Source organism: Streptomyces sp. MMCC 100 (assembly GCF_041538145.2).
Taxonomy (GTDB): domain Bacteria; phylum Actinomycetota; class Actinomycetes; order Streptomycetales; family Streptomycetaceae; genus Streptomyces.
In genome coordinates this window covers 4,104,289-4,123,496 of record NZ_JBGORK020000001.1, presented here as the reverse complement: position 1 = coordinate 4,123,496, position 19,208 = coordinate 4,104,289, and the positions used below count along the sequence as shown (strand labels likewise).

General features: G+C 71.6%; 15 protein-coding genes. 8 read left to right on the top strand and 7 right to left on the bottom strand.

All coding sequences use genetic code 11. The features are described 5' to 3' along the window. Nucleotides 1–3: 3 nt before the first annotated feature. Nucleotides 4–1,080 (bottom strand): MerR family transcriptional regulator, encoded by a 1,077-nt coding sequence (locus tag ABS735_RS19200; RefSeq protein ID WP_373903189.1) that lies wholly within the window; start codon nt 1,078–1,080, stop codon nt 4–6. 399 nt (nt 1,081–1,479) lie between these two features. On the opposite strand from ABS735_RS19200, the gene ABS735_RS19195 reads away from it, so the two are divergent. Next, on the top strand, nt 1,480–3,696 hold the full coding sequence (locus ABS735_RS19195) for an MMPL family transporter (protein ID WP_373903190.1): 2,217 nt from the start codon (nt 1,480–1,482) through the stop codon (nt 3,694–3,696). A gap of 63 nt (nt 3,697–3,759) precedes the next feature. Here ABS735_RS19195 and ABS735_RS19190 read toward each other — a convergent pair whose 3' ends face one another. Beyond that, the gene (locus tag ABS735_RS19190) at nt 3,760–5,073 is read right to left on the bottom strand and encodes an aspartate aminotransferase family protein (RefSeq protein ID WP_373903191.1); all 1,314 of its coding nucleotides are present in this window, start codon (nt 5,071–5,073) and stop codon (nt 3,760–3,762) included. A 106-nt stretch (nt 5,074–5,179) separates the two neighbouring features. On the opposite strand from ABS735_RS19190, the gene ABS735_RS19185 reads away from it, so the two are divergent. Continuing rightward, nucleotides 5,180–6,127, top strand: a complete 948-nt coding sequence (locus ABS735_RS19185; protein ID WP_373903192.1) for a LysR family transcriptional regulator — start codon at nt 5,180–5,182, stop codon at nt 6,125–6,127. 440 nt (nt 6,128–6,567) lie between these two features. Here ABS735_RS19185 and ABS735_RS19180 read toward each other — a convergent pair whose 3' ends face one another. From ABS735_RS19180 to ABS735_RS19170, 3 genes are all read right to left on the bottom strand, one after another. After that, the gene (locus tag ABS735_RS19180; RefSeq protein ID WP_373903193.1) at nt 6,568–7,239 is read right to left on the bottom strand and encodes a CBS domain-containing protein; all 672 of its coding nucleotides are present in this window, start codon (nt 7,237–7,239) and stop codon (nt 6,568–6,570) included. Beyond that, nucleotides 7,236–9,392 (bottom strand): SpoIIE family protein phosphatase, encoded by a 2,157-nt coding sequence (locus ABS735_RS19175; protein WP_373903194.1) that lies wholly within the window; start codon nt 9,390–9,392, stop codon nt 7,236–7,238. The genes ABS735_RS19180 and ABS735_RS19175 overlap by 4 nt, the downstream gene beginning before the upstream one ends. Nucleotides 9,393–9,525: 133 nt before the next feature. Further along, complete coding sequence (locus tag ABS735_RS19170; protein ID WP_373903195.1) at nt 9,526–10,884, bottom strand: family 43 glycosylhydrolase; 1,359 nt, start codon at nt 10,882–10,884, stop codon at nt 9,526–9,528. A 234-nt stretch (nt 10,885–11,118) separates the two neighbouring features. On the opposite strand from ABS735_RS19170, the gene ABS735_RS19165 reads away from it, so the two are divergent. The 6 genes from ABS735_RS19165 to ABS735_RS19140 all read left to right on the top strand — a co-directional run bounded on the left by ABS735_RS19165 (nt 11,119) and on the right by ABS735_RS19140 (nt 17,674). Then, the gene (locus tag ABS735_RS19165) at nt 11,119–12,384 is read left to right on the top strand and encodes an ROK family transcriptional regulator (RefSeq protein WP_373903196.1); all 1,266 of its coding nucleotides are present in this window, start codon (nt 11,119–11,121) and stop codon (nt 12,382–12,384) included. Continuing rightward, the gene (locus tag ABS735_RS19160) at nt 12,371–13,255 is read left to right on the top strand and encodes an ABC transporter permease (RefSeq protein ID WP_373903197.1); all 885 of its coding nucleotides are present in this window, start codon (nt 12,371–12,373) and stop codon (nt 13,253–13,255) included. Before ABS735_RS19165 ends, ABS735_RS19160 begins: the two co-directional genes overlap by 14 nt. Beyond that, nucleotides 13,252–14,064 carry an ABC transporter ATP-binding protein gene (locus ABS735_RS19155; protein WP_373903198.1) on the top strand — a complete coding sequence of 271 codons (813 nt, stop codon included), beginning with the start codon at nt 13,252–13,254 and terminating at the stop codon, nt 14,062–14,064. Before ABS735_RS19160 ends, ABS735_RS19155 begins: the two co-directional genes overlap by 4 nt. Nucleotides 14,065–14,084: 20 nt before the next feature. Next, nucleotides 14,085–15,086: an aliphatic sulfonate ABC transporter substrate-binding protein gene (locus ABS735_RS19150; protein WP_373903199.1), complete on the top strand. Its 1,002-nt coding sequence runs from the start codon at nt 14,085–14,087 to the stop codon at nt 15,084–15,086. A 98-nt stretch (nt 15,087–15,184) separates the two neighbouring features. Beyond that, nucleotides 15,185–16,663 carry a sulfatase family protein gene (locus ABS735_RS19145; RefSeq protein WP_476755886.1) on the top strand — a complete coding sequence of 493 codons (1,479 nt, stop codon included), beginning with the start codon at nt 15,185–15,187 and terminating at the stop codon, nt 16,661–16,663. Nucleotides 16,664–16,696: 33 nt separating this feature from the next. Continuing rightward, the gene (locus ABS735_RS19140; RefSeq protein WP_373903201.1) at nt 16,697–17,674 is read left to right on the top strand and encodes a formylglycine-generating enzyme family protein; all 978 of its coding nucleotides are present in this window, start codon (nt 16,697–16,699) and stop codon (nt 17,672–17,674) included. On the opposite strand, the gene ABS735_RS19135 is transcribed toward ABS735_RS19140, so the two are convergent. After that, nucleotides 17,661–18,512: a glycerophosphodiester phosphodiesterase gene (locus ABS735_RS19135; RefSeq protein ID WP_373903202.1), complete on the bottom strand. Its 852-nt coding sequence runs from the start codon at nt 18,510–18,512 to the stop codon at nt 17,661–17,663. The two genes, ABS735_RS19140 and ABS735_RS19135, sit on opposite strands and share 14 nt — an antisense overlap. Nucleotides 18,513–18,679: 167 nt before the next feature. Next, entirely contained in the window at nt 18,680–18,883 is a 204-nt protein-coding gene (locus ABS735_RS19130; RefSeq protein ID WP_373903203.1) for a hypothetical protein, read from the bottom strand. Nucleotides 18,884–19,208 lie beyond the last annotated feature (325 nt).

The following is a 19,208-nucleotide window of genomic DNA, read 5'->3' as shown; positions in this document are numbered from 1 at the left end:
GGGTCAGGCGCTCGCCACGACGTCGGCGACCACGCAGCTGACGTTGTCGGGGCCGCCGGCTCCGTTGGCGAGGGTGACCAGTTCCCGGACGGCCCGCTCGGGTTCCCCGGCGCCGGCGAGCACCCGGTGGATCTCCTGGTCCTGCACCACCGTCGGCAGTCCGTCGGAGCAGAGCAGGTAGCGGTCCCCGGGCCGGGCGTCGTGCAGGCGCATGTCGGGGGTGGCGTCGGCACCGCTGCCCAGGGCCCGCACCAGCATCGACCGCTGGGGATGGGAGGCGGCCTCCTCCGGGCCGATGCGCCCTTCGTCGATCATCGCCTGCACCACGGTGTGGTCGTGCGTGATCCGGAACAGCTCGCCGTCGCGCAGCAGGTAGACGCGGCAGTCGCCGATGTGGACGAGGGCCAGTTGCGAACCGGTCCAGAGCATCGCGGTGAGCGTCGTCCCGGCTCCCTCGGCGGCGGAGCCGGTCCGGACGGCGCCGCGCACCGCCTGTTGGGCCTGCTCGACGGCGTCCGCCAGGACGTCGAGGAGACCGCCCGCCGCAATGCCGTCCGTCTCCAGGTGCTTGAGCGCCTCGACGGCGGCCGCGCTCGCGGGGGCGCCGTCGTCGCCGAACCCGTCGGCGACGGCGAGCAGACGGGAGCCGGCGTAGGCGGTGTCCTGGTTGGTCTCGCGGACCAGGCCGGCGTCGGAACCGGCGGCGTAACGGATGCTCAGGGGACTCACGGTGGCTGTCATGGCAGGGTCCTCTCGTTCCAGATGACCGACGAGGAAGGCGACCAGGTCCCGCCGTGCGGCGAAGTCGGCCTCGGCCCGCGCCCAGAAGGCGCGGATCTCCTGAGCCGAAGCCCCCGCGTCCAGCGAGCACACGTGCCGGATGCGGACCAGCGGCATCCCCAGCCGCCGCAGCCAGGCGACGAGCCGAGCCCGCTCCACCTGGTCGGGCGCGTAGAGGCGGTAGCCGGTGACCGGGTCGACGCGGGCGGGCGGCAGCAGCCCCAGCTCGTCGTAGAGACGCAGCGCCTTCGGCGACAGCCGGGAGGCCTTCGCGAACGCCCCGATGGTCAGCAACCCCATGCCCACTCCTCCTCGTTCCGGGCAGGTCGCCCGGTGACACGATGCTGTGGCCTGCCCCAAGGTGAAGGTCAACCACCGTCCTGCCGTCAGCCGTCCATGAGCTGTCAGCCCGTCAGCCCGTCAGCCGTCGTCCGGCACGAGACGTGTGACGTGAGGCTCACAGACGTCGGCTGCCCGTGGCAACGAAATGCGGCGTACACCCATTTTCGTGATCTACACCCGGGGGAGAGGGGCACGGGAACGCACTACACCCGACGCAGTACGCCAGTCCAGACCCAGGGTCGGATCAAACGCCGAGAACCCCGGGCGAGCATGGATGTGTACCCCGGTCAGCGCCTCCGCCTTCCCCCATGTGCCGGGTCTTCGTCCTGCCCGCAACCCGACGGATTGGTCCAAAAGGTGGCTACGTTTCTCTATCGACTCGGCCGGAGGGCGTTCCGGCGCCGCGGTCTCGTCGCCCTGCTGTGGGTGGCCGTACTCGTGGGCGCCGGCGTCGCCTCGTCCGCGGCACCGGCCCCGCCCGAAGACTCCTTCTCCATGCCAGGCACCGAGTCCCAGAAGGCGTTCGACCTGCTCGACGAGCAGTTCCCGGCCGCCAGTGCCGAGGGCGCCACCGCGCGCGTCGTGATCCGTGCCCCCGAGGGCGGGAAGATGTCCGACGCGGCCGGCAAGGACCGGGTCGAGGAACTGGTCGCCGACCTGAAGGCCGGCCCGCAGGTCGCCTCGGTGGACGACCCGTTCGAGGCGGACGCCGTCAGCAAGGACGGCACGACCGCGTACGCCTCCGTGACCTACAAGGTCAACGCGATGGAGCTGACCGACGAGGCCCGCGACTCGCTCACCGCCGCCACCGACGCCGCGCGCGAAGGCGGTTACACCGTCGAGACCGGCGGCGACGCGGTCGTGGCCGAGCAGGAGATGGGCGGCACCGCCGAGCTGATCGGCATCGGCGTCGCCGCGGTCGTCCTGCTGCTGACCTTCGGCTCACTGGTCGCGGCCGGCATGCCGCTGCTCTCGGCGATCATCGGTGTCGGCATCGGCATCTCCGCCATCGGTGCGCTGGGCAGCACCCTGGAGCTGTCGGCCACGACGTCCACTCTCGCCATGATGATCGGCCTCGCGGTCGCCATCGACTACGCCCTGTTCATCGTCTCCCGCTACCGGGCGGAGATAGCCGAAGGCCGGGCGCCCGAGGAAGCGGCGGGACGCGCGGTCGGCACCGCGGGCTCCGCGGTCGTCTTCGCCGGACTGACCGTCGTCGTGGCCCTGGCGGGTCTCGCGATCGTGAACATCCCGATCCTCACCAAGATGGGTCTGGCCGCCGCGGGCACCGTAGGCATCGCCGTGCTGATCGCCCTCACCCTCACCCCGGCCCTGCTCGGCTTCGCCGGCAGGAAGGCGCTCAGCCGCAAGGACCGCAGGGCTGCCGCCGGGGCGCGGGCCGCCGCCAGGCCGAGGCTCGGCACCCGCTGGGCCCGCTTCGTCCTGCGGCGCCCGGTCACCGTACTGCTGACCGCGGTCCTCGGCCTCGGCGTGATCGCCGTCCCGGCCGCCGGCATGGAGCTGGGCCTGCCCGACGAGGGCAGCTCGGCCCCCGGCACCACCCAGCGCAAGGCCTACGACATGCTGTCCGAGTCCTTCGGGGCCGGGTTCAACGGCCCGCTGATGGTCACCGTCGACGCACGCGACGCCGGCGACCCGACGGCCGCCGCCGACGCCGTGGGCGAGAGGATCACCGGACTGGGCGAGGCCGCGGCCGTCACCCCGGCCAACTTCAACGAGGAGGGCGACACCGCCGTCCTCACCGTGGTGCCCAAGACCGGCCCGAGCGACTCCGACACCGAGTCGCTGGTGCGCGACATCCGCTCGCTGTCCGGCGACATCAAGGCCGACACCGGCGCCACCATGCTGGTCACCGGCGCGACCGCGATGACGATCGACTTCTCGCAGACCCTGGACGACGCGCTCGTCCCCTACCTGGCGCTGGTCGTCGGGCTCGCCTTCCTGCTCCTGATGCTGGTGTTCCGCTCGGTCCTCGTCCCGCTCAAGGCGGCCCTGGGCTTCCTGCTCTCGGTGGCCGCGGCCCTCGGCGCGGTGGTCGCGGTCTTCCAGTGGGGCTGGCTCGCGGACGTGTTCGGCGTGGACCAGCCGGGCCCGATCATGTCGATGATGCCCATCTTCATGATCGGCGTGGTCTTCGGCCTGGCCATGGACTACGAGGTCTTCCTCGTCACCCGCATGCGGGAGGCGTACGTCCACGGACAGTCCGCCGCCGAGTCCGTCACCACGGGCTTCACCCACGGCGGCCGGGTCGTCGCGGCGGCCGCGATCATCATGATCAGCGTCTTCTCGGGCTTCATCCTGGAGAACGACGCCATGATCAAGATGATGGGCTTCGGCCTCGCGATCGCGGTCCTCTTCGACGCCTTCGTGGTCCGCATGGCCATCGTTCCGGCCGTCCTCGCCCTGCTCGGCACCAAGGCGTGGTGGCTGCCCAAGTGGCTGGACCGCATCCTGCCGAACGTCGACGTCGAGGGCGAGAAGCTGCACCGGGAACTCGGCGACACCGCCGCGCCCGCGGAGCCCACCCGCGAGCCGGAGACGGCCGGAGTCTGACGCACCCGACACCTCACGCACGGCCCCGGTGACCTGGAACCCCAGGCCACCGGGGCCTTCGGGCTACAGGTCCCCGGCGGCGTCGGTGAGTGCCTGGTCGAGGACGGCCACGCCGCGGGCGATCTCGTCGTCGCTCGCGGTCAGTGGCGGTGCGATACGGAAGATGCCGCCCATTCCCGGGAGCTGGACGATGTTCATGTGCAGCCCCAGGTCGAAGCAGCGCCGGGTGACGGCGGCGCCGAGCCGGTCGGCCCCGCCGTCACCCAGCACCTCGTCCCCGACCAGTTCCATGCCCAGCAGCAGCCCCCGGCCGCGGACGTCGCCCACGACCTCGTGGCGGGCGGCGAGCTTGTCGAGGCCCTCGCGCAGCGCCGCGCCCAGCGTGCGTGCGCGCTCGTCCAGCCGGTCGCGGACCAGCACGTCGAGGACGGTGTTGCCCACGGCGGCCGGCAGCGGGTCGTTGACGTGCGTGGTGAAGAACAGGAACCCGCGCTCGTGCGCCCGCTGCTCGATCTCCGGGCTGGTCAGTACGGCGGCCAGCGGCAGTCCCGCGCCGAGCGTCTTGGACAGCGTGAGGATGTCGGGTACGACGCCCTCGTGCTCGAAGGCGTACCAGTCGCCGGTGCGGCACAGGCCGGTCTGGGCCTCGTCCAGGATCAGCAGCATGCCCCGCTCACGGCACTTGTCCGCCAGGGCCGCGAGGTAACCCGGCGGAAGCTCGACCACGCCGCCCGAGGACAGGATCGGCTCGACCAGGCACGCGGCCAGACTGCCGACGGACTGCGCGTCGATCATCTCGAAGCCCAGGTCCAGCTGGCGGCGCCAGTCCAGCTCACCGTCCGCGTCGACGACCGAGGGGCGGTGGCGGTCCGGCACCGGCAGCGCGAAGTTGCCCGGCGCGGCGGGGCCGTAGCCCTTGCGCCCGGCGCTGTAGGTGGCGTTCGCGGCGGCCTGGGTCATGCCGTGCCAGGACCGGGCGAAGGAGACGATCTCGTGGCGGCCGGTGACGAGCTTCGCCATCCGCACCGCGGCCTCGTTCGCCTCCGCCCCGGTGGTCAGGAGCAGCGCCTTCTCCAGCGGCTCGGGCAGGGTGCCGGCCAGCCGGCGGGCCAGCTCGACGACCGGGCGGCTGAGCATGCCGCTGTGCAGGTGGTCGAGGTGGGCGACCTGCTCGCGCACCGTCGAGACGATCGCCGGATGGGAGTGCCCGAGGATGGCACTCATCTGACCGGACGTGAAGTCCAGCAGCTCACGGCCGCTCTCCGTGAACACCGAGGTGCCCGCGGCGCGGACGACGACCTCCGGCGAGAAGGGTGCGTGGCCGGAGTAGCGGATCAGGTGGCGCCCCGGGTCGGCGCCGGGAGTCTCGGAAGGCATGGGACCGACGGTAGGGACACGGCGCTGCGCGTGTCCATCGCACAGATCCGACGACGCTGTGCGTCACAACCGTACAGATCCTCTGTGTGCGCCGTACCATCGCCGTGTGCTCAACTCCGGACGACTGCACCTGCTCAGCCGGCTCGACACGCTCGGTACCGTCCGCGCGGTCGCCGACACGCTGCACCTGAGCGCGTCGACGGTCTCCCAGCAACTGGCGGTGCTCGAGACCGAGACCCGGTGCCGGCTGATCGAGCGGACCGGGCGGCGGGTACGGCTGACCCCGGCCGGGCTCCTGCTGGCCCGCCGGGGCCGGGAGATCCTGGACCGGATGGCCGACGTCGAGGCCGAGCTGCGCGCCCTGAACGACGAGCCCATCGGCACCGTCCGGCTCGGCGTGTTCCAGAGCGCGATCTACAGCCTCGCCGTCCCCGCGGCGAACCGGCTGGCCACCACCCATCCGCACCTGCACCTGGAACTCGTGGAGATGGAGCCGCACGAGAGCGGGCCCGCCCTGCGCTCGGGCGACGCGGACGTCATCGTCACCACCACCGACTACGCCGGCCTGACCTGGGGTGCGGACCTCGAGGTCGTGTCGCTGGGCAGCGACCCGGTCGTGCTGGTGCTGCCGCACGGCCATCCGCTGGCCTCCCGCACCGCGGTCGATCTCGCGGCGTGCAAGGAGGAGACCTGGGCCTGCGACCGGCCGCAGTCGTACATGGCGGACCTGACCGTGCGGCTGTGCCGCGAGGCCGGGTTCGAACCCCGGGTGGCCTGCCGGTTCAGCAACTACCTCATGCTGCTGCGGCACGTCGAGACGACCGGGTCGATCGCCCTGCTGCCCGCCCTCGCCGTCACGACGGACCACGCCGTGGTCACCCGGCGGCTCAGCCCACCCGTGCACCGCAACGTCGCCGTCGTCGTACGGCGCGGCGCCCCGCCGCGCGCGGCGGTCAACGCGGTCATCGCCGCGCTGCGCGACCACCCGGAGATCGAGGCCCTGGCCGCCCCGGACCCGGCCCGTGCGCAGGGGGACGACGCCCCCCGGCCCTGACGGCGCGGCCCGCGATCAGGCGGCGGGGATCCGGCGGTGGAGCCCTCGAGCATCATGCGGACCGACGTCCCGAAGGCCTCCGCCTGATGGTCGCCGAGGAACGAGGTGTGCCCGAACACCTCCAGCACGACCAGGCCGTGCACGTACTCCCACGCGCTCAGGAGGAGGGAGACCGCGGCGGGCGGCAGATCCCCCTGGGCGGGCACGGGGAGTTGTCCCGGATGCTCCCCGCGATGCGTCTGCTCGGCCGCTCGGCCTGGTACGCGCCGCCCGTCCGGCGCAGGTTCCACGCGCGGTTCGGCCTCAGCGAGGGCGGCCCGGCACTCGCGCCGGCCCTGGCTCCGGCGTCGTCGGCCCGGCCGCCCGGGGTGAAGGACTCGACCGGAGTCCGACGCGTCCCGGCCCCGTACTCCACCCGTGTCCGCCTCCCCGGCGGGAGGTCAGGAGCCGACGGCCGCGGGACCCTCGGCGCCGGCCTCGCCGGCCGGTCTGAACTCGACGGCGACGACCCCGTCCACGCTCCGGCAGTGCTCCTCGAGGAGCGGGGCGGACACATGGGCCGGGAGCCGGCCGCTGAGCACGACATGGCCGTGCGTCACGTCGACCTGCACCGACGAGGGTGCCAGGCCGAGCGCCTTCACCAGCGCCTCCTCGATGATCTCCGTGCGGATCGCGCGGTCCGTGCGCAGGAAGACCCGCAGCAGGTCGCTTCTGCTGACGACCCCGGCCAGCCGCCCGTCCTCGTCGACGACCAGCAGCCGTTTGATGCGGTGCCGTGCCATGACCCGGGCGGCGTCCACGACGCTCCAGCTCTCGCGGGCGCACACCGCGGGCGAGGTCATGAGCCCGGCCGCGTCCGTGGCGTCCGCCTTGCCGGCCGACGCCCGGGACCACTCGGCGTGCTCGGGGGAACCGTCGGGCTCCCCGCCCCACATCTTCTGCAGGAGGTCGGCCTCCGACACCACCCCCACGGGACGGTTCTCCCCGTCGAGGACCGGTACCGCCGTGATGTCGTACTCCAGCAGCAGGTGGGCGATCTCCTTGAACGGTGTGCCGCGCTGCACGCGCACCACGGCGTCACTCATCAGATCGCGCACCCTCTGGTGTTTCATCGAGCGTCTTCCCCTCCGCTGCCGGCCCTCGTGGACCGGCGTTCGTCCTTCTTGTCCGTGAAAACGATCGATCGGCCCCGGGAGTGCCCCGCCGCCGTGCGGGAGCTGACGAGGAGCAGTGCGATGTCGTCGCCCGGGGTGGGCGCGTGCCGGATGAGACTGTCGGCCATGGCGTCGAGGTCGCCGGGATCACCGTGTTCCAGGAGCCCGGCGAGAGCCGCGATCGCGTCGTCGAGGTCGACTCCGGGCGCCTCGACGAGTCCGTCGGTGTAGAGGGCGAGCACACTGCCGGGCGGCAGCGGGAACTCCAGCGAGGGGTACGCGGTGTCCGGCTCGATGCCCAGCAGCAGGCCGGGCGGCACGCGCAGGGCCTCGACGTGCCCGTCGGCGTGGCGCAGCAGGGGAGGCAGGTGTCCGGCGAGTGCCACGCAGGCGCGGTGGGTGGCGAGGTCGAGGTGGACGTAGGCGCAGCTGGTGAACAGGCCGGGATCCAGATCGGTGAGCAGGCGGTTGGTGCGGGCCAGGACGTCGCCGGGGGGCGCCCCCACGGTGGCGTGCGCGTGCACGGCGGTGCGGACCTGTCCCATGAGGGCCGCCGCGTCGACGTTGTGGCCCTGTACGTCGCCGATGGTGACGGCGGCCGTGTGCTCGTCGAGACGGATGACGTCGTAGAAGTCGCCGCCGATGCCAAGCCCCCGGGCCGCCGGTAGGTAGCGGGCGGCGACGTTCAGACCGGGCACGTCGGGGAGGGTGTGGGGCAGCAGGGCGGACTGCAGGCGGTGGGCGAGGTGGTGCTTGGCGTCGTAGAGCCGGGCGCGGTCCAGGGCCTGTCCCACCAGACCGGCCAGCGACGTGAGGGCGGCCCGTTCGCCGGGCGGGAAGACATGGGGCCGTCGGTAGGCGAGGAGGAGGGAGCCGATGGGACGGCCGGAGGCGATCAGCGGCAGCACGGCCCAGGCGGCCATCCCGTCCTCGTGCGTCATGGCGGGATAGGCCTCGTGGAGTTCCTCGAACGTCGGCCAGAAACCGGGGACTTCCGTGGCCATGACGTCGGCGCCGGGGATGGCCGAGGAGAGGGGGACCCGGTCGAAGTGCTCCAGGAGCTCCGGGCGGTAGCCGCGCTGCCCGACGATCTTCAGGTGGCCGTCCTCCGGGACCATCACCACCATGCCCTGCGCACCCAGTGCGGGCATCAGCTGGTCGGCGGTCTGCTCGACCACGTCCGGCACACTGACGGCCTCGGTCAGGGTGGAGGCCAGGTGCATCAGGTGGTACAGCACCGTGGCGCGGCTGGGTCCCGCGCTCTGTACCGACCGGGACAGGGGCGCGTCCGCGTCCGGGCTGCCGGGGACGATGCGGACACTCAGGCCCGTGGCGTCCGGGTACAGCTCGAAGGTCAGCCACGTCTTCGGCGGGCGCAGCACCGTGAAGGCCTGCGGCCTGCGGCTGACCAGCGCGGCCCGGTAGCGGTCCTCCACGTGCGGCACGTCCATCCAGGGCAGTGCCTCCCACGGGAGCGCGCCCACCAGCAGGGACCGGTCGACACCGAGCAGCTCGGCCGCCCCCGGGGTGACGAAGACGAGGCGTCCGTCCAGGCCCAGCGCGCACGAACCGCCGGGCAGGCGGTCCACGAACGCGGACAGCACGCCCGCCTCGACGTGGGCGGGCGGGCGCGGGGCCGGCGGCGGCAGGGTCCGGGGACGGTCGGGCAGCAGCGGCTCGCCGCGGTCGAGTGCCCGCTCCAGGCTGTCACCCAGACGGCGGCAGCCCGCCCGGATGGCGTCCTGTTCACCGCTGCTCAGCCGGGCCGGGTGATTCCCGGCCCACAGCAGCACCAGCCCGCCCCGGACGGCGGAGCCCGAGGCCAGCGGTGCGGCCGCCAGCCCGAACTCGTACGGCAGGACGAGCGCCAGCCGCGGATACTGGCGTGCCATCTCCTCCCGGCCGCCGGCCCACACCAGGCGGCGCTCGCGGACCGCGTCCGCGACGGGCATGGGGTCCTTCAGCCCGACCCGCCGCCACGGAGCGGTCATCTCCTGCGGAACCCCTGTGATCAGGACCTGCCACACGGCGTCCTCGCCCGGCGGCAGTGCGTACAGGATCCCTCCGTACGCACCGCTCGCCCGCACCACCGCGGCCATCGCGGAGTCCATCAGCCGTCCACCCGCATCCGCGCCGACAGGGCTGCCCGACGTCGGCCACACCGAACATCACCCATATCTGGACACTACGCCCGTCCCGCCGCGACGGCATGCGAGGGCACGGCGGGACGGGGACCGCCGCCGCTCAGTCCCGGCCGGCGTGCCCCTCGGACCTGCGCTTCACATACAGCCGGCCGTCCGGCCCTCCGGTCCACTCCAGCCGTACGACACCGGGCACGGCGGACTCCGCCACGCGCGAGGCGTCGGACCAGTAGCCGGCGGCCGGGTTCAGGAAGTACGTCGCCCACAGGTCGCCCTTGTGATCGACGAAGAAGTTGTTGTGACCGGCGCCGACCCCCGCGGTGTACCGCTTCGAGTACGGGCCCTCGAACCGGTCGGCCACGGCGACGATCGCGTCGTACTGGTACTGCACCCGGCCGGTCGCGGGCACGTCGTAGGCGTGGCGGACGGTGCCGTCGGTGTTGACGGACGTCCGGTCCCAGGCGGCGTGGACGAGGTGGTACTTGCCCTTGTACTTGAACACGTACGCGCCCTCGAGGTACGGCTCGGGGGAGTAGGGGGTCTGCCGGAACCGGGGCAGGTCCGTCGTCGTGACGATGTCCTCCATGTCGTCCCGGAACTTCGCGTACAGGTCGTTGTGCAGCACGAGCCACGCGTCGTCGCCCTCGGAGAAGAGGCCGCCGTCGATGTGGTGGTAGGCGCCGGGCTCGATGAACTTCGGACCCCCGATGAACGAGTCGCCGAAGGGCTTCTCCAGATTCCCCTCGATCAGCCGGTACGGGCCTTCGACGCCGCCCTCGCTCACCAGCATGAACGAGCCGACCTTGCGGGAGTGGTCGCCCATGCACGCCACGATGTACCAGGTGCCGCGGAAGTAGTGCAGCTCCGGCGCCCAGGCCTGGCCGCGCTTGCCGAACTGCTCGTCGTGCCAGTACTCCTGCCAGGGCGCGACGACCGTGCGGCCGGGCCGGTTCTCCCCGACGAACTCGGGCGACCACACCTTGCCCCGCTCGGCCCCGGGCCGGATGCGCGTCGTGTCGGCAAGCCGCCACGGGCCCTTGATGGAGGGAGCCAGCCACACGAAGATGCCGTCGTTCCAGGGACCGGCGGCCTCGAGTCCGGGCACCCGGGAGGTGCCCGTGGCCACGTACACAGGGCGGCCGTCGACGACGAAGCAGTTCACGTAGGTGTCGCGCATCCACACCGTGCCGCGCTCCTTGTCACGGGGGCGCAGCTCCAGCGGGAGGACGAACGAGTTGTCCTCCCGCGGCCACAGGTCCACCCTGGTGTCCGCGACGCCGTAGGGCTCGGGGTCGGGCCAGTTCCGCGGGTGGCGCCGTGACGCCTCGGCCGCGGAGGCAGCCGCGGGGCCGGTCGCGGGAGCCGCCTGCGCGGCGCTAGCGGGCAGGACGAACGCCGCTCCCACGCCGGCGGCGCCGGCCAGCAGCGATCGTCGGTGGAGTCCGTACTCGGCATCGGTCATCAGTCGGGTTCTCCTTCGTCGTCCCCGTCCGGGAACCGAGGGGCGGCACAGGAGCCGCACGACGGGGCATGGCGCACAGCATGCGAACGCCCGCACATTTACGTCAACAGGCCGGACGAATAATCTGCTCCGACCGGCACAGCCATGGCCCGGTCCACCAGGCATTGTGAACGCTTCATTGCATCTTTCCGTCGGAGTGTTGACGGAATAACCGAGCCTCTCTACGTTGACCGCATGCAGATGCCCAGCGGAGTGCACGCACTGGTCAGGCGGACCCACGAGGAGCGCGTGATGCGTGCGCTGCAGGAGAACGGCGCCATGAGCCGCGGCGAGATCGCCCGGGTCGTGGGCCTGTCGCGCACCACCCTGTCCGAGATCACCGGCAACCTCCTGCAACGAGGCGCCATCGTCGTCGTGGACACCGACGCCTCCCGGCGCGAGGGCAGCGGGCGGCCGGCCGAACGGCTGGCGCTCGACCCGGCGTCGGCGCAGTTCATGGGCGTCGACTTCGGACACCGGCGGGTCCACGTCGTCGTCGCCGACGCCTCGCACGAGGTCATGGTCTCGGGTTCCGTCCGGTACGAGGACACCGCGACCTGGGGGACCCGCACCGAACTGGCCCTGGAACTGGTCGACCGGCTGAGCGGCGAGGCCGGGGTCCACTACGGGGCGCTGCAGGGCATCGGCATCGGCGTGCCCGGCCCCTACCCGGCCCCGGAGGGGGCGGCCTGGCCCCGTGCCGGCGCGGGGACCACCGTGCTCCGTCCGGCACCCGAGGGCGTCGACGTGGCCTTCGCCGAACGCTTCGACGCACCGGTGATCGTCGACAACAACACCCGTCTGGCCGCCCTCGCCGAGGCGATCAGCGGCGCCGACAGCGTCGCCGACCTGGTCTACGTACGGCTGTCGGACGGTGTCGGCGGCGGTCTCGTCGTCGGCGGGCAGCTGGTGACGGGCTCGTCCGGGCTGGCCGGCGAGCTGGGGCACGTGACCGTTGAACCGGCGGGCCGCCCCTGCCGCTGCGGCAAGCGGGGCTGTCTGGAGACCGTGGCCTCGGTGCCCGGAATCCTCGCCGCCTGCTGGGAGTTCGGCCTGCGCCTGGAGAACCTCGACGACCTCGCGGCCGCCGTGCGCCGCGCACACCCAGTCGTGGACCGGGTACTGCGGGAGGCCGCGGGCACGCTGGGCCGCGTGGTCGGCGCCGCGACCATGATGCTGAACCCGGCGAAGGTGGTCATCGGCGGCGAGATCACCCGGCTGGCGCCCGTCCTCGTGGAACAGGTCGCCGCCACCCTCGCCGCCGATATCTTCCCGACCGCGTCCGCCGGTCCCGTCGTCGCCGCCGCCCGGCTCTCCGACGACGACGGCGCCATCGGCGCGCTGGCCGCGGTCTTCCACAGCTCACCCCTCCTGGCGAGGTATCCCGAAACCGCCGACGTGAAGGGCCGTTCCGATGCAACCGACTCCGCCACCGAAGGAGCCGCCCATGTCCGTCCTTGACAAGCGGAGTGCCGACCAGCGGCACCCGCAGCCCGAGAAGGGGCCCGGGGCCCCGCCCGAGGCCGACGCGGGCGACAGCTCGGCGGGCGCCGCCAAGTCCGCGCCGGAGCGCTCCGGTTCCGGCAGGCGACGCGGGCTGCCGCTCGCCCTGAACGCCGTGTCCGTCGCGCTCGGCATCGCGATCTGGTGGGCCCTCGCGTCCGCCGGTGTCAAGCTGCCGACACCGCCCGAGGTCGTGTCCCGCGCCGGCACCCTGATCAGCGACGGGACGCTCGCCGACGACGCCCTCGCCAGCCTGACCCGGGTCCTCATCGGCTTCGCCCTGGGCACGGTCGTGGCCGTTCTGGTGGGTTTCCTGATGGGCTGGTACGGCATCCTGCGCGGACTGATCGAACCCTGGATCCAGTTCTTCCGCACCGTCCCGCCGCTGGCGATCATCCCGCTGGCCGTGGTCGCCATGGGCATCGGTGAGACGCCGAAAATCTTCGTCATCTTCCTCGCCGCCTTCCTGGCCTGCGTGATCTCCACGTTCCAGGGCGTGGTGAATGTCGACCGCACACTGATCAACGCCGCCCGGGTGCTGGGCGCGGGCGACGCCACGATCTTCGCCCGGGTGGTGGTGCCGGCGTCCACGCCGTTCATCCTCGTCGGCATGCGGGTCGGCCTCGGCTCGGCCTGGGCCACCCTGGTCGCCGCGGAGCTGATGGCCGCCCAGGAGGGCCTCGGCTACCGCATGCAGAACGCCCAGCTCTACTACGACCTCCCGACCATCTTCGTCGGGCTCATCTCGATCGGGATCCTCGGTCTCCTCATGGACCGGGTCCTCCTCCTCGCCGAACGCAGGCTCACCCGATGGCAGGAACGCCGATGACCAGCACACCCGCCAAGATCTCCGTCCAGCACGTCACCAAGAACTTCTCGCTGGGCCGGGAGACCTTCACCGCCCTCGACGACGTCTGCCTCGACATCGCCGACCACGAGTTCGTCACCGTCGTGGGCCCCTCGGGCTGCGGCAAGAGCACCCTGATGAACATCCTCGCCGGACTGGAGGCACCCACCGCCGGCCGTGCCCTGGTGGACGGCGCGCCCGTCTCCGGACCCGGACCCGAACGCGGCGTGATCTTCCAGCAGTACGCCCTCTTCCCCTGGCTGACCGTGCGTCAGAACGTCGAGTTCGGCCTCCGGACCGCGGGCGTGTCCAAACACGAACGCCGCGCCAGGGCCGAGCACTTCATCGAACTGGTCGGCCTGGAACGCTTCGCCGACGCGCTCCCCAAGACCCTCTCCGGCGGCATGCGCCAGCGCTGTGCCATCGCCCGTGCCTACGCCGTCGACCCCTCGATCCTGCTGATGGACGAACCCTTCGGCGCCCTCGACGCACTCACCAGGGTCAAACTCCAGGAACAGCTGCTGAAGACCTGGAGCCAGGACAAGCGCACGGTCCTGTTCATCACCCACGACGTCGACGAGGCCGTGTTCCTGGCCAACCGGGTCGTCGTGATGGCGGCCCGCCCCGGGCGCGTCTACGACGTCGTCGACGTCGACCCCGCCATCGAGCGCGACGAGGCCTTCCGGCTCAGCCCCGAGTTCGCCGCACTGCGCAACCGCGTATGGCACTCCGTCTACCACCAGGAAGGCCGCACCGCCGCCCTTTCCGGTTCCCACTCCTCGACGTCATGACCCGGAAAGGACCCATCGCCATGTCCCCAGTCCTCACCCGCAGAAGTCTCACCACCACCCTCGCCGGCGTGGCCGCCATGGCACTGCTCGCCGCGTGCGGCGGCGGCTCGTCCTCCGGCGGGTCGTCGGACAAGGTCCGCTTCGGATACATCAACGACTTCAACGGCGCCAGCCTGATCGCCATCGCCGAGGCCAAGGGCCTGTGGAAGAAGCACGGGCTGTCGGCGGAGGCCACGGTCTTCACCAACGGGCCGCTCCAGATCCAGGCCCTGGGCACGAACAACCTCGACTTCGGCTACATAGGCCCCGGCGCCATGTGGCTCCCCGCCTCCGGCCAGGCCAAGGTCGTCGCGATCAACACGCTCGGCAACTCCGACCGGGTCCTCGCCCAGCCGGGCATCACCTCGATGCAGCAGCTCAAGGGCAAGACCGTCGCCGTACCCGAGGGCACCTCCGGCGACATGATCCTCTCCCTGGCCCTGGAGAAGGCCGGGATGACCAAGGACGACCTGAAGGTCGTCCCCATGGAGCCGTCCACCATCGTCTCCGCCTTCTCCTCCAAGCAGGTCGACGGCGCGGGCTTCTGGTACCCGGCCGCGGCAACGATCAAGAAGCAGGTCCCCGACCTCGTCGAGCTCGCCAAGAACGCCGACTTCGAAGAGGACGTCTCCTTCCCCACCGCGTTCGTCGCGGGCAACAAGGTGGTGGCCGACCAGCCGGAGAAGACCAAGAAGGTCCTCGCCGTGCTGCGCGAGGCCATGGCGTTCCGCTCCGAGCACACCGACGAGGCGATCGAACTCACCGCCGACAAGCTGAAGATCCCCGTCGACCAGGTCGCGGCGGACGCCGCCAACAACAAGGTGCTCAGCGTCGAGGAGCTCGACAAGCTGACCGAGGACGGCACCGTCGTCAAATGGCTGCAGGGCATGAACGACTACTTCGTCGACGCCGGCAAGCTGAAGAAGCCCGTCGACCCCAAGACCTACTACACCGGTGACCTCTTCACGGGAGCGGGCAAGTGACCCAGTCCAGCACCAGCCCTGTTCCCCAGCCCGGCACCGAGTCCGGCACCGAGTCCGGCACCGAGTCCGGCGCTCGGTCCGGCGCGTCCAGGAAGAACATCCTCTTCCTCATGACCGACCAGCACCGTACGGACACCCTCGGCGCCTACGGCAACCCGCTGGCCCACACGCCCGCACTCGACGAACTGGCCGCCACGGGAACCCGCTTCGACCGCTGGTACACCCCCACCGCCATCTGCACCCCGGCCCGCGCCAGCCTCCTGACCGGCCAGGCACCCTTCCGGCACAAGCTCCTCGCCAACCACGAACGCAACGTCGGGTACCTCGAAGACCTGGCCGAGGACCAGTTCGCCTTCTCCCGCGCACTGCGCGAACACGGCTACAACTGCGGCCTCTTCGGCAAGTGGCACGCCGGCAACCGGCGCACCGCGGCCGACTACGGCTTCGACGGCCCCGACCTGCCCGGCTGGCACAACCCCGTCGACCACCCGGACTACCTCGCCTACCTCGCCGAGCACGGACTGCCCCCGTACGAGATCAGCGACCGCGTCCGCGGCACCCTGCCCAACGGCGGTCCCGGCAACCTGCTCGCCGCCCGGCTGCACCAGCCGGTCGAGGCCACCTTCGAGCACTACCTGGCCACCCGCGCCATCGAGCAGCTGGAGCGGTACGCCGCCGACGCCCACGAACGCGACCGGCCCTTCTTCCTGGCCCTGCACTTCTTCGGACCGCACCTGCCGTACATCCTGCCCGACGAGTACTTCGACCTGGTCGACCCCGCGGACGTGGAGCTGCCGCGGTCGGTGTCCGAGACCTTCGAGGGCAAACCCCCGGTCCAGCGCAACTACAGCGCACACTGGACCTTCGACACCATGCCCATCGAGACGACCCGCAAGCTCATCGCGGTCTACTGGGGCTACGTGGCCCTCATCGACATGGAGATCGGCCGGGTCATGGCCGCCATGGAACGGCTCGGCCTCGTGGACGACACGGCGGTGTTCTTCACCTGCGACCACGGGGAGTTCACCGGCTCGCACCGGCTGCACGACAAGGGCCCCGCGATGTACGAGGACATCTACCGCACACCCGGCCTGCTCCGGGTCCCGGGCGCGCCCGGCGGCCAGGTGCGCGACGAGTTCGTCAGCCTCCTCGACTGCACCGCCACCATCCTCGAACTGGCGGGCCTCGACCCGAAACCCGCCGTCGACTCGCGCAGCCTGCTGCCCCTCGTGCGGGGCGAGGCGGTCGAGTGGGACGAGGACATCGTCTGCGAGTTCCACGGCCACCACTTCCCCTATCCCCAGCGCATGCTGCGCGAGGACCGGTACAAACTCGTCGTCAACCCCGACTCCGTCAACGAGCTGTACGACCTGCACACCGACCCGGACGAGCTGCAGAACGTCTACGCCCATCCCGAGCGGGCGGAGGTCCGCGGCCGCATGATGCGCCGGCTGTACGACGTGCTGCGCGAGCGCGGCGACAACTTCTACCACTGGATGACATCGATGTACGACGTCGGCGAGGTGGGACACGACCCGACCCTGAGCGGGCTCGACGAGTCCACGTACAAGGCCTAGCACCGACACGTCCGCAGCCCGATTCGAGGACCCATGACCCGCGCCCACCGCCCGTGCTGCGCCCCCGCGACAGCACCCGTCGCCGTAGACACCGATTCCCCTCCGGCACCGGGGCCGGCCGCCCGCCCGCGCTCGACACGCGGCCAGGTGCGCCTGCCGGGCGGTGAGTTCGCGATGGGGGACGCCTTCGGGGAGGGGTATCCGGCCGACGGCGAGACACCCGTGCACGCGGTACGTCTGAAGCCCTTCCACATCGACGAGACCGCCGTCACCAACGCCCGGTTCGCCGCCTTCGTCAAGGCCACGGGCCACGTCACCGACGCCGAACGCTTCGGCTCCTCGGCGGTCTTCCACCTGGTGGTCGCCGCCCCGGGCACCGACGTCCTCGGCAACGCCGCCGGTGCCCCCTGGTGGATCAACGTGCGGGGCGCCCACTGGCGCCGACCAGAGGGCGCCCACTCCGACATCACCGGCCGGCAGAACCACCCCGTCGTCCACATCTCCTGGAACGACGCCACCGCCTACGCCCGGTGGGCCGGCAAGCGCCTGCCCACCGAGGCCGAGTGGGAGTACGCGGCCCGCGGGGGACTGGCCGGCCGCCGCTACGCCTGGGGCGACGAGCTGACCCCCGGCGGCCGGTGGCGCTGCAACATCTGGCAGGGCCGCTTCCCCCACGTCAACACGGCCGAGGACGGTCACCTGACCACCGCGCCGGTCAAGACCTACCGCCCCAACGGCCACGGACTGTGGAACACCGCGGGCAACGTGTGGGAATGGTGCTCCGACTGGTTCTCGCCCACCTATTACGCCGACTCGCCGGCCGCGGACCCGCACGGCCCCGCGACCGGGACCGCGCGGGTCCTGCGCGGCGGCTCCTACCTGTGCCACGACTCCTACTGCAACCGCTACCGGGTCGCCGCCCGCTCCTCCAACACCCCCGACTCCTCGTCCGGCAACCTCGGCTTCCGCTGCGCCAACGACGAGGACGACAACGGCCTCAGCGCTGGGTGAGGGCTTGGGGGTAGTCGGTGATGATGCCGTCGACGCCGAGGCCGGTCATGGTGCGGATGGCGCCGGGTTCGTCGACGGTCCAGACGTTGATGTCCATGCCGAGTCGGTGGATGCGGTCGACGAGGGTCTGGTCGGTGACGGTGTGCTGGGGGTTGATCTGGTCGGCCCACTGGCTGAGTTCGACCAGTTCGGCGTCGGTGGGGCGGTCGGCGTCGAGGATGCCGACGGGGATGTCGGGCATCCGGTCGTGGAACGCGCGCGCGTCGTCGGTCTGGAAGGACTGGACGGCGAGTTGCCGGCGCGCGAGGGCCTCGCGGACGTAGCGAGGCTTGCTTCGGAGCGTGTCGGCCAGGTCGTCGGCGAGACCGGTGTAGTGGCTGCAGGGGCTGATTTCGGCGAGGAGTCCGGTGCGGCTGTGCTGGATGCGCCGGATGACATCGTCGACGGTGATGAGCGGCTCGCCGGCGTACTTGTCGTGGAACCAGGATCCGGCGTCGAGGCGGCGGAGTTCGTTCCAGGTGAAGTCGGAGACGCGGTAGCGGGGGCGGCCGGGGTAGAGGTCTTCGATGTCGGTGGTGCGTTCCATGGTGCAGTCGTGGAAGTTGACGAGTTTGCCGTCCTTGGTGCGCTGGACGTCGATTTCGACGTAGTCGGCGCGTTGGTGGACGGCGAGGTCGATGGCGGCGGCGGTGTTCTCGGGTGCCATGCCGGAGGAGCCGCGGTGCGCGATGACGTCGGGGCCGGCCGCGGCGTGCGCGGCCGTCGACGTCCAGGCCAGGGCCAGACCACTCAGCAACGCCACCACGACACCGGCGCGCCTCTTGCTCGCAAGCTTCACTGGAGCCTCCCGCGTTCGAATGACTCCCTGGAGGCTCCAGGACCGTGGTTACGGGAAGCCTGCCGCGGCCTGGCGGGCCCGGGATGGGCCGATGGAGCGGAGCGCCGAACCGGTCATCGCAGGAGGAGGGGGCGATTGCGGGCAATCACCCCCTCCCGCCCCACCTTTCACCTGCCGAGGAGGCCCTGGGGGAGGAGCGACTGCGGGGAGGTGGCCGGATGCCCCACCTCCAGCGATCCGAGGAGGCCGTCCAGGAGCTGACCACCGGGAACACCGGCGGACGGGCCGGGCACGGGGGCCGCTTCGGCGACGGGAGCGGAGACCAGCAGAGCGGTGGCCATGGCGGAGACACAGGCGAGCTTCTTGATCATGCCCGTCCCAACGAACGGAGGACCGGGGGGAAACGCTCGCCGTGGTCGGAGTGGGCCAGTCGGGTTCACTTCACTTCAGCGAAGCGGACGGGGGCGTCCGTCAACGTCCGAAAGGCACGAGCCCGGTGGACAAGGAGTGGCAATGAAGGCAGTAGCGATCCGGACATTCGGCGACCCCGACGGCCTGACGGTCGTCGGCCTACCGGCTCCCACCCCCGAGGCGGGGAAGTGCCGGTCGCGACGGAGACGATCGGCGTCAGCAGTACCGGAGAACAGCGTCTCGTCCCACTCCCAGCCGGCCCCCACGACCACCCGCCACTCCCTC

What these genes read in the sequence shown, in the direction of transcription:
- ABS735_RS19130 (WP_373903203.1), bottom strand. Translation starts at nt 18,883, where the DNA reads ATGATCAAGAAGCTCGCCTGTGTCTCCGCCATGGCCACCGCTCTGCTG.
- ABS735_RS19155 (WP_373903198.1), top strand. Translation starts at nt 13,252, where the DNA reads ATGACCAGCACACCCGCCAAGATCTCCGTCCAGCACGTCACCAAGAAC.
- ABS735_RS19165 (WP_373903196.1), top strand. Translation starts at nt 11,119, where the DNA reads ATGCAGATGCCCAGCGGAGTGCACGCACTGGTCAGGCGGACCCACGAG.
- ABS735_RS19160 (WP_373903197.1), top strand. Translation starts at nt 12,371, where the DNA reads ATGTCCGTCCTTGACAAGCGGAGTGCCGACCAGCGGCACCCGCAGCCC.
- ABS735_RS19180 (WP_373903193.1), bottom strand. Translation starts at nt 7,239, where the DNA reads ATGAAACACCAGAGGGTGCGCGATCTGATGAGTGACGCCGTGGTGCGC.
- ABS735_RS19170 (WP_373903195.1), bottom strand. Translation starts at nt 10,884, where the DNA reads ATGACCGATGCCGAGTACGGACTCCACCGACGATCGCTGCTGGCCGGC.
- ABS735_RS19175 (WP_373903194.1), bottom strand. Translation starts at nt 9,392, where the DNA reads ATGGACTCCGCGATGGCCGCGGTGGTGCGGGCGAGCGGTGCGTACGGA.
- ABS735_RS19140 (WP_373903201.1), top strand. Translation starts at nt 16,697, where the DNA reads ATGACCCGCGCCCACCGCCCGTGCTGCGCCCCCGCGACAGCACCCGTC.
- ABS735_RS19150 (WP_373903199.1), top strand. Translation starts at nt 14,085, where the DNA reads ATGTCCCCAGTCCTCACCCGCAGAAGTCTCACCACCACCCTCGCCGGC.
- ABS735_RS19190 (WP_373903191.1), bottom strand. Translation starts at nt 5,073, where the DNA reads ATGCCTTCCGAGACTCCCGGCGCCGACCCGGGGCGCCACCTGATCCGC.
- ABS735_RS19200 (WP_373903189.1), bottom strand. Translation starts at nt 1,080, where the DNA reads ATGGGGTTGCTGACCATCGGGGCGTTCGCGAAGGCCTCCCGGCTGTCG.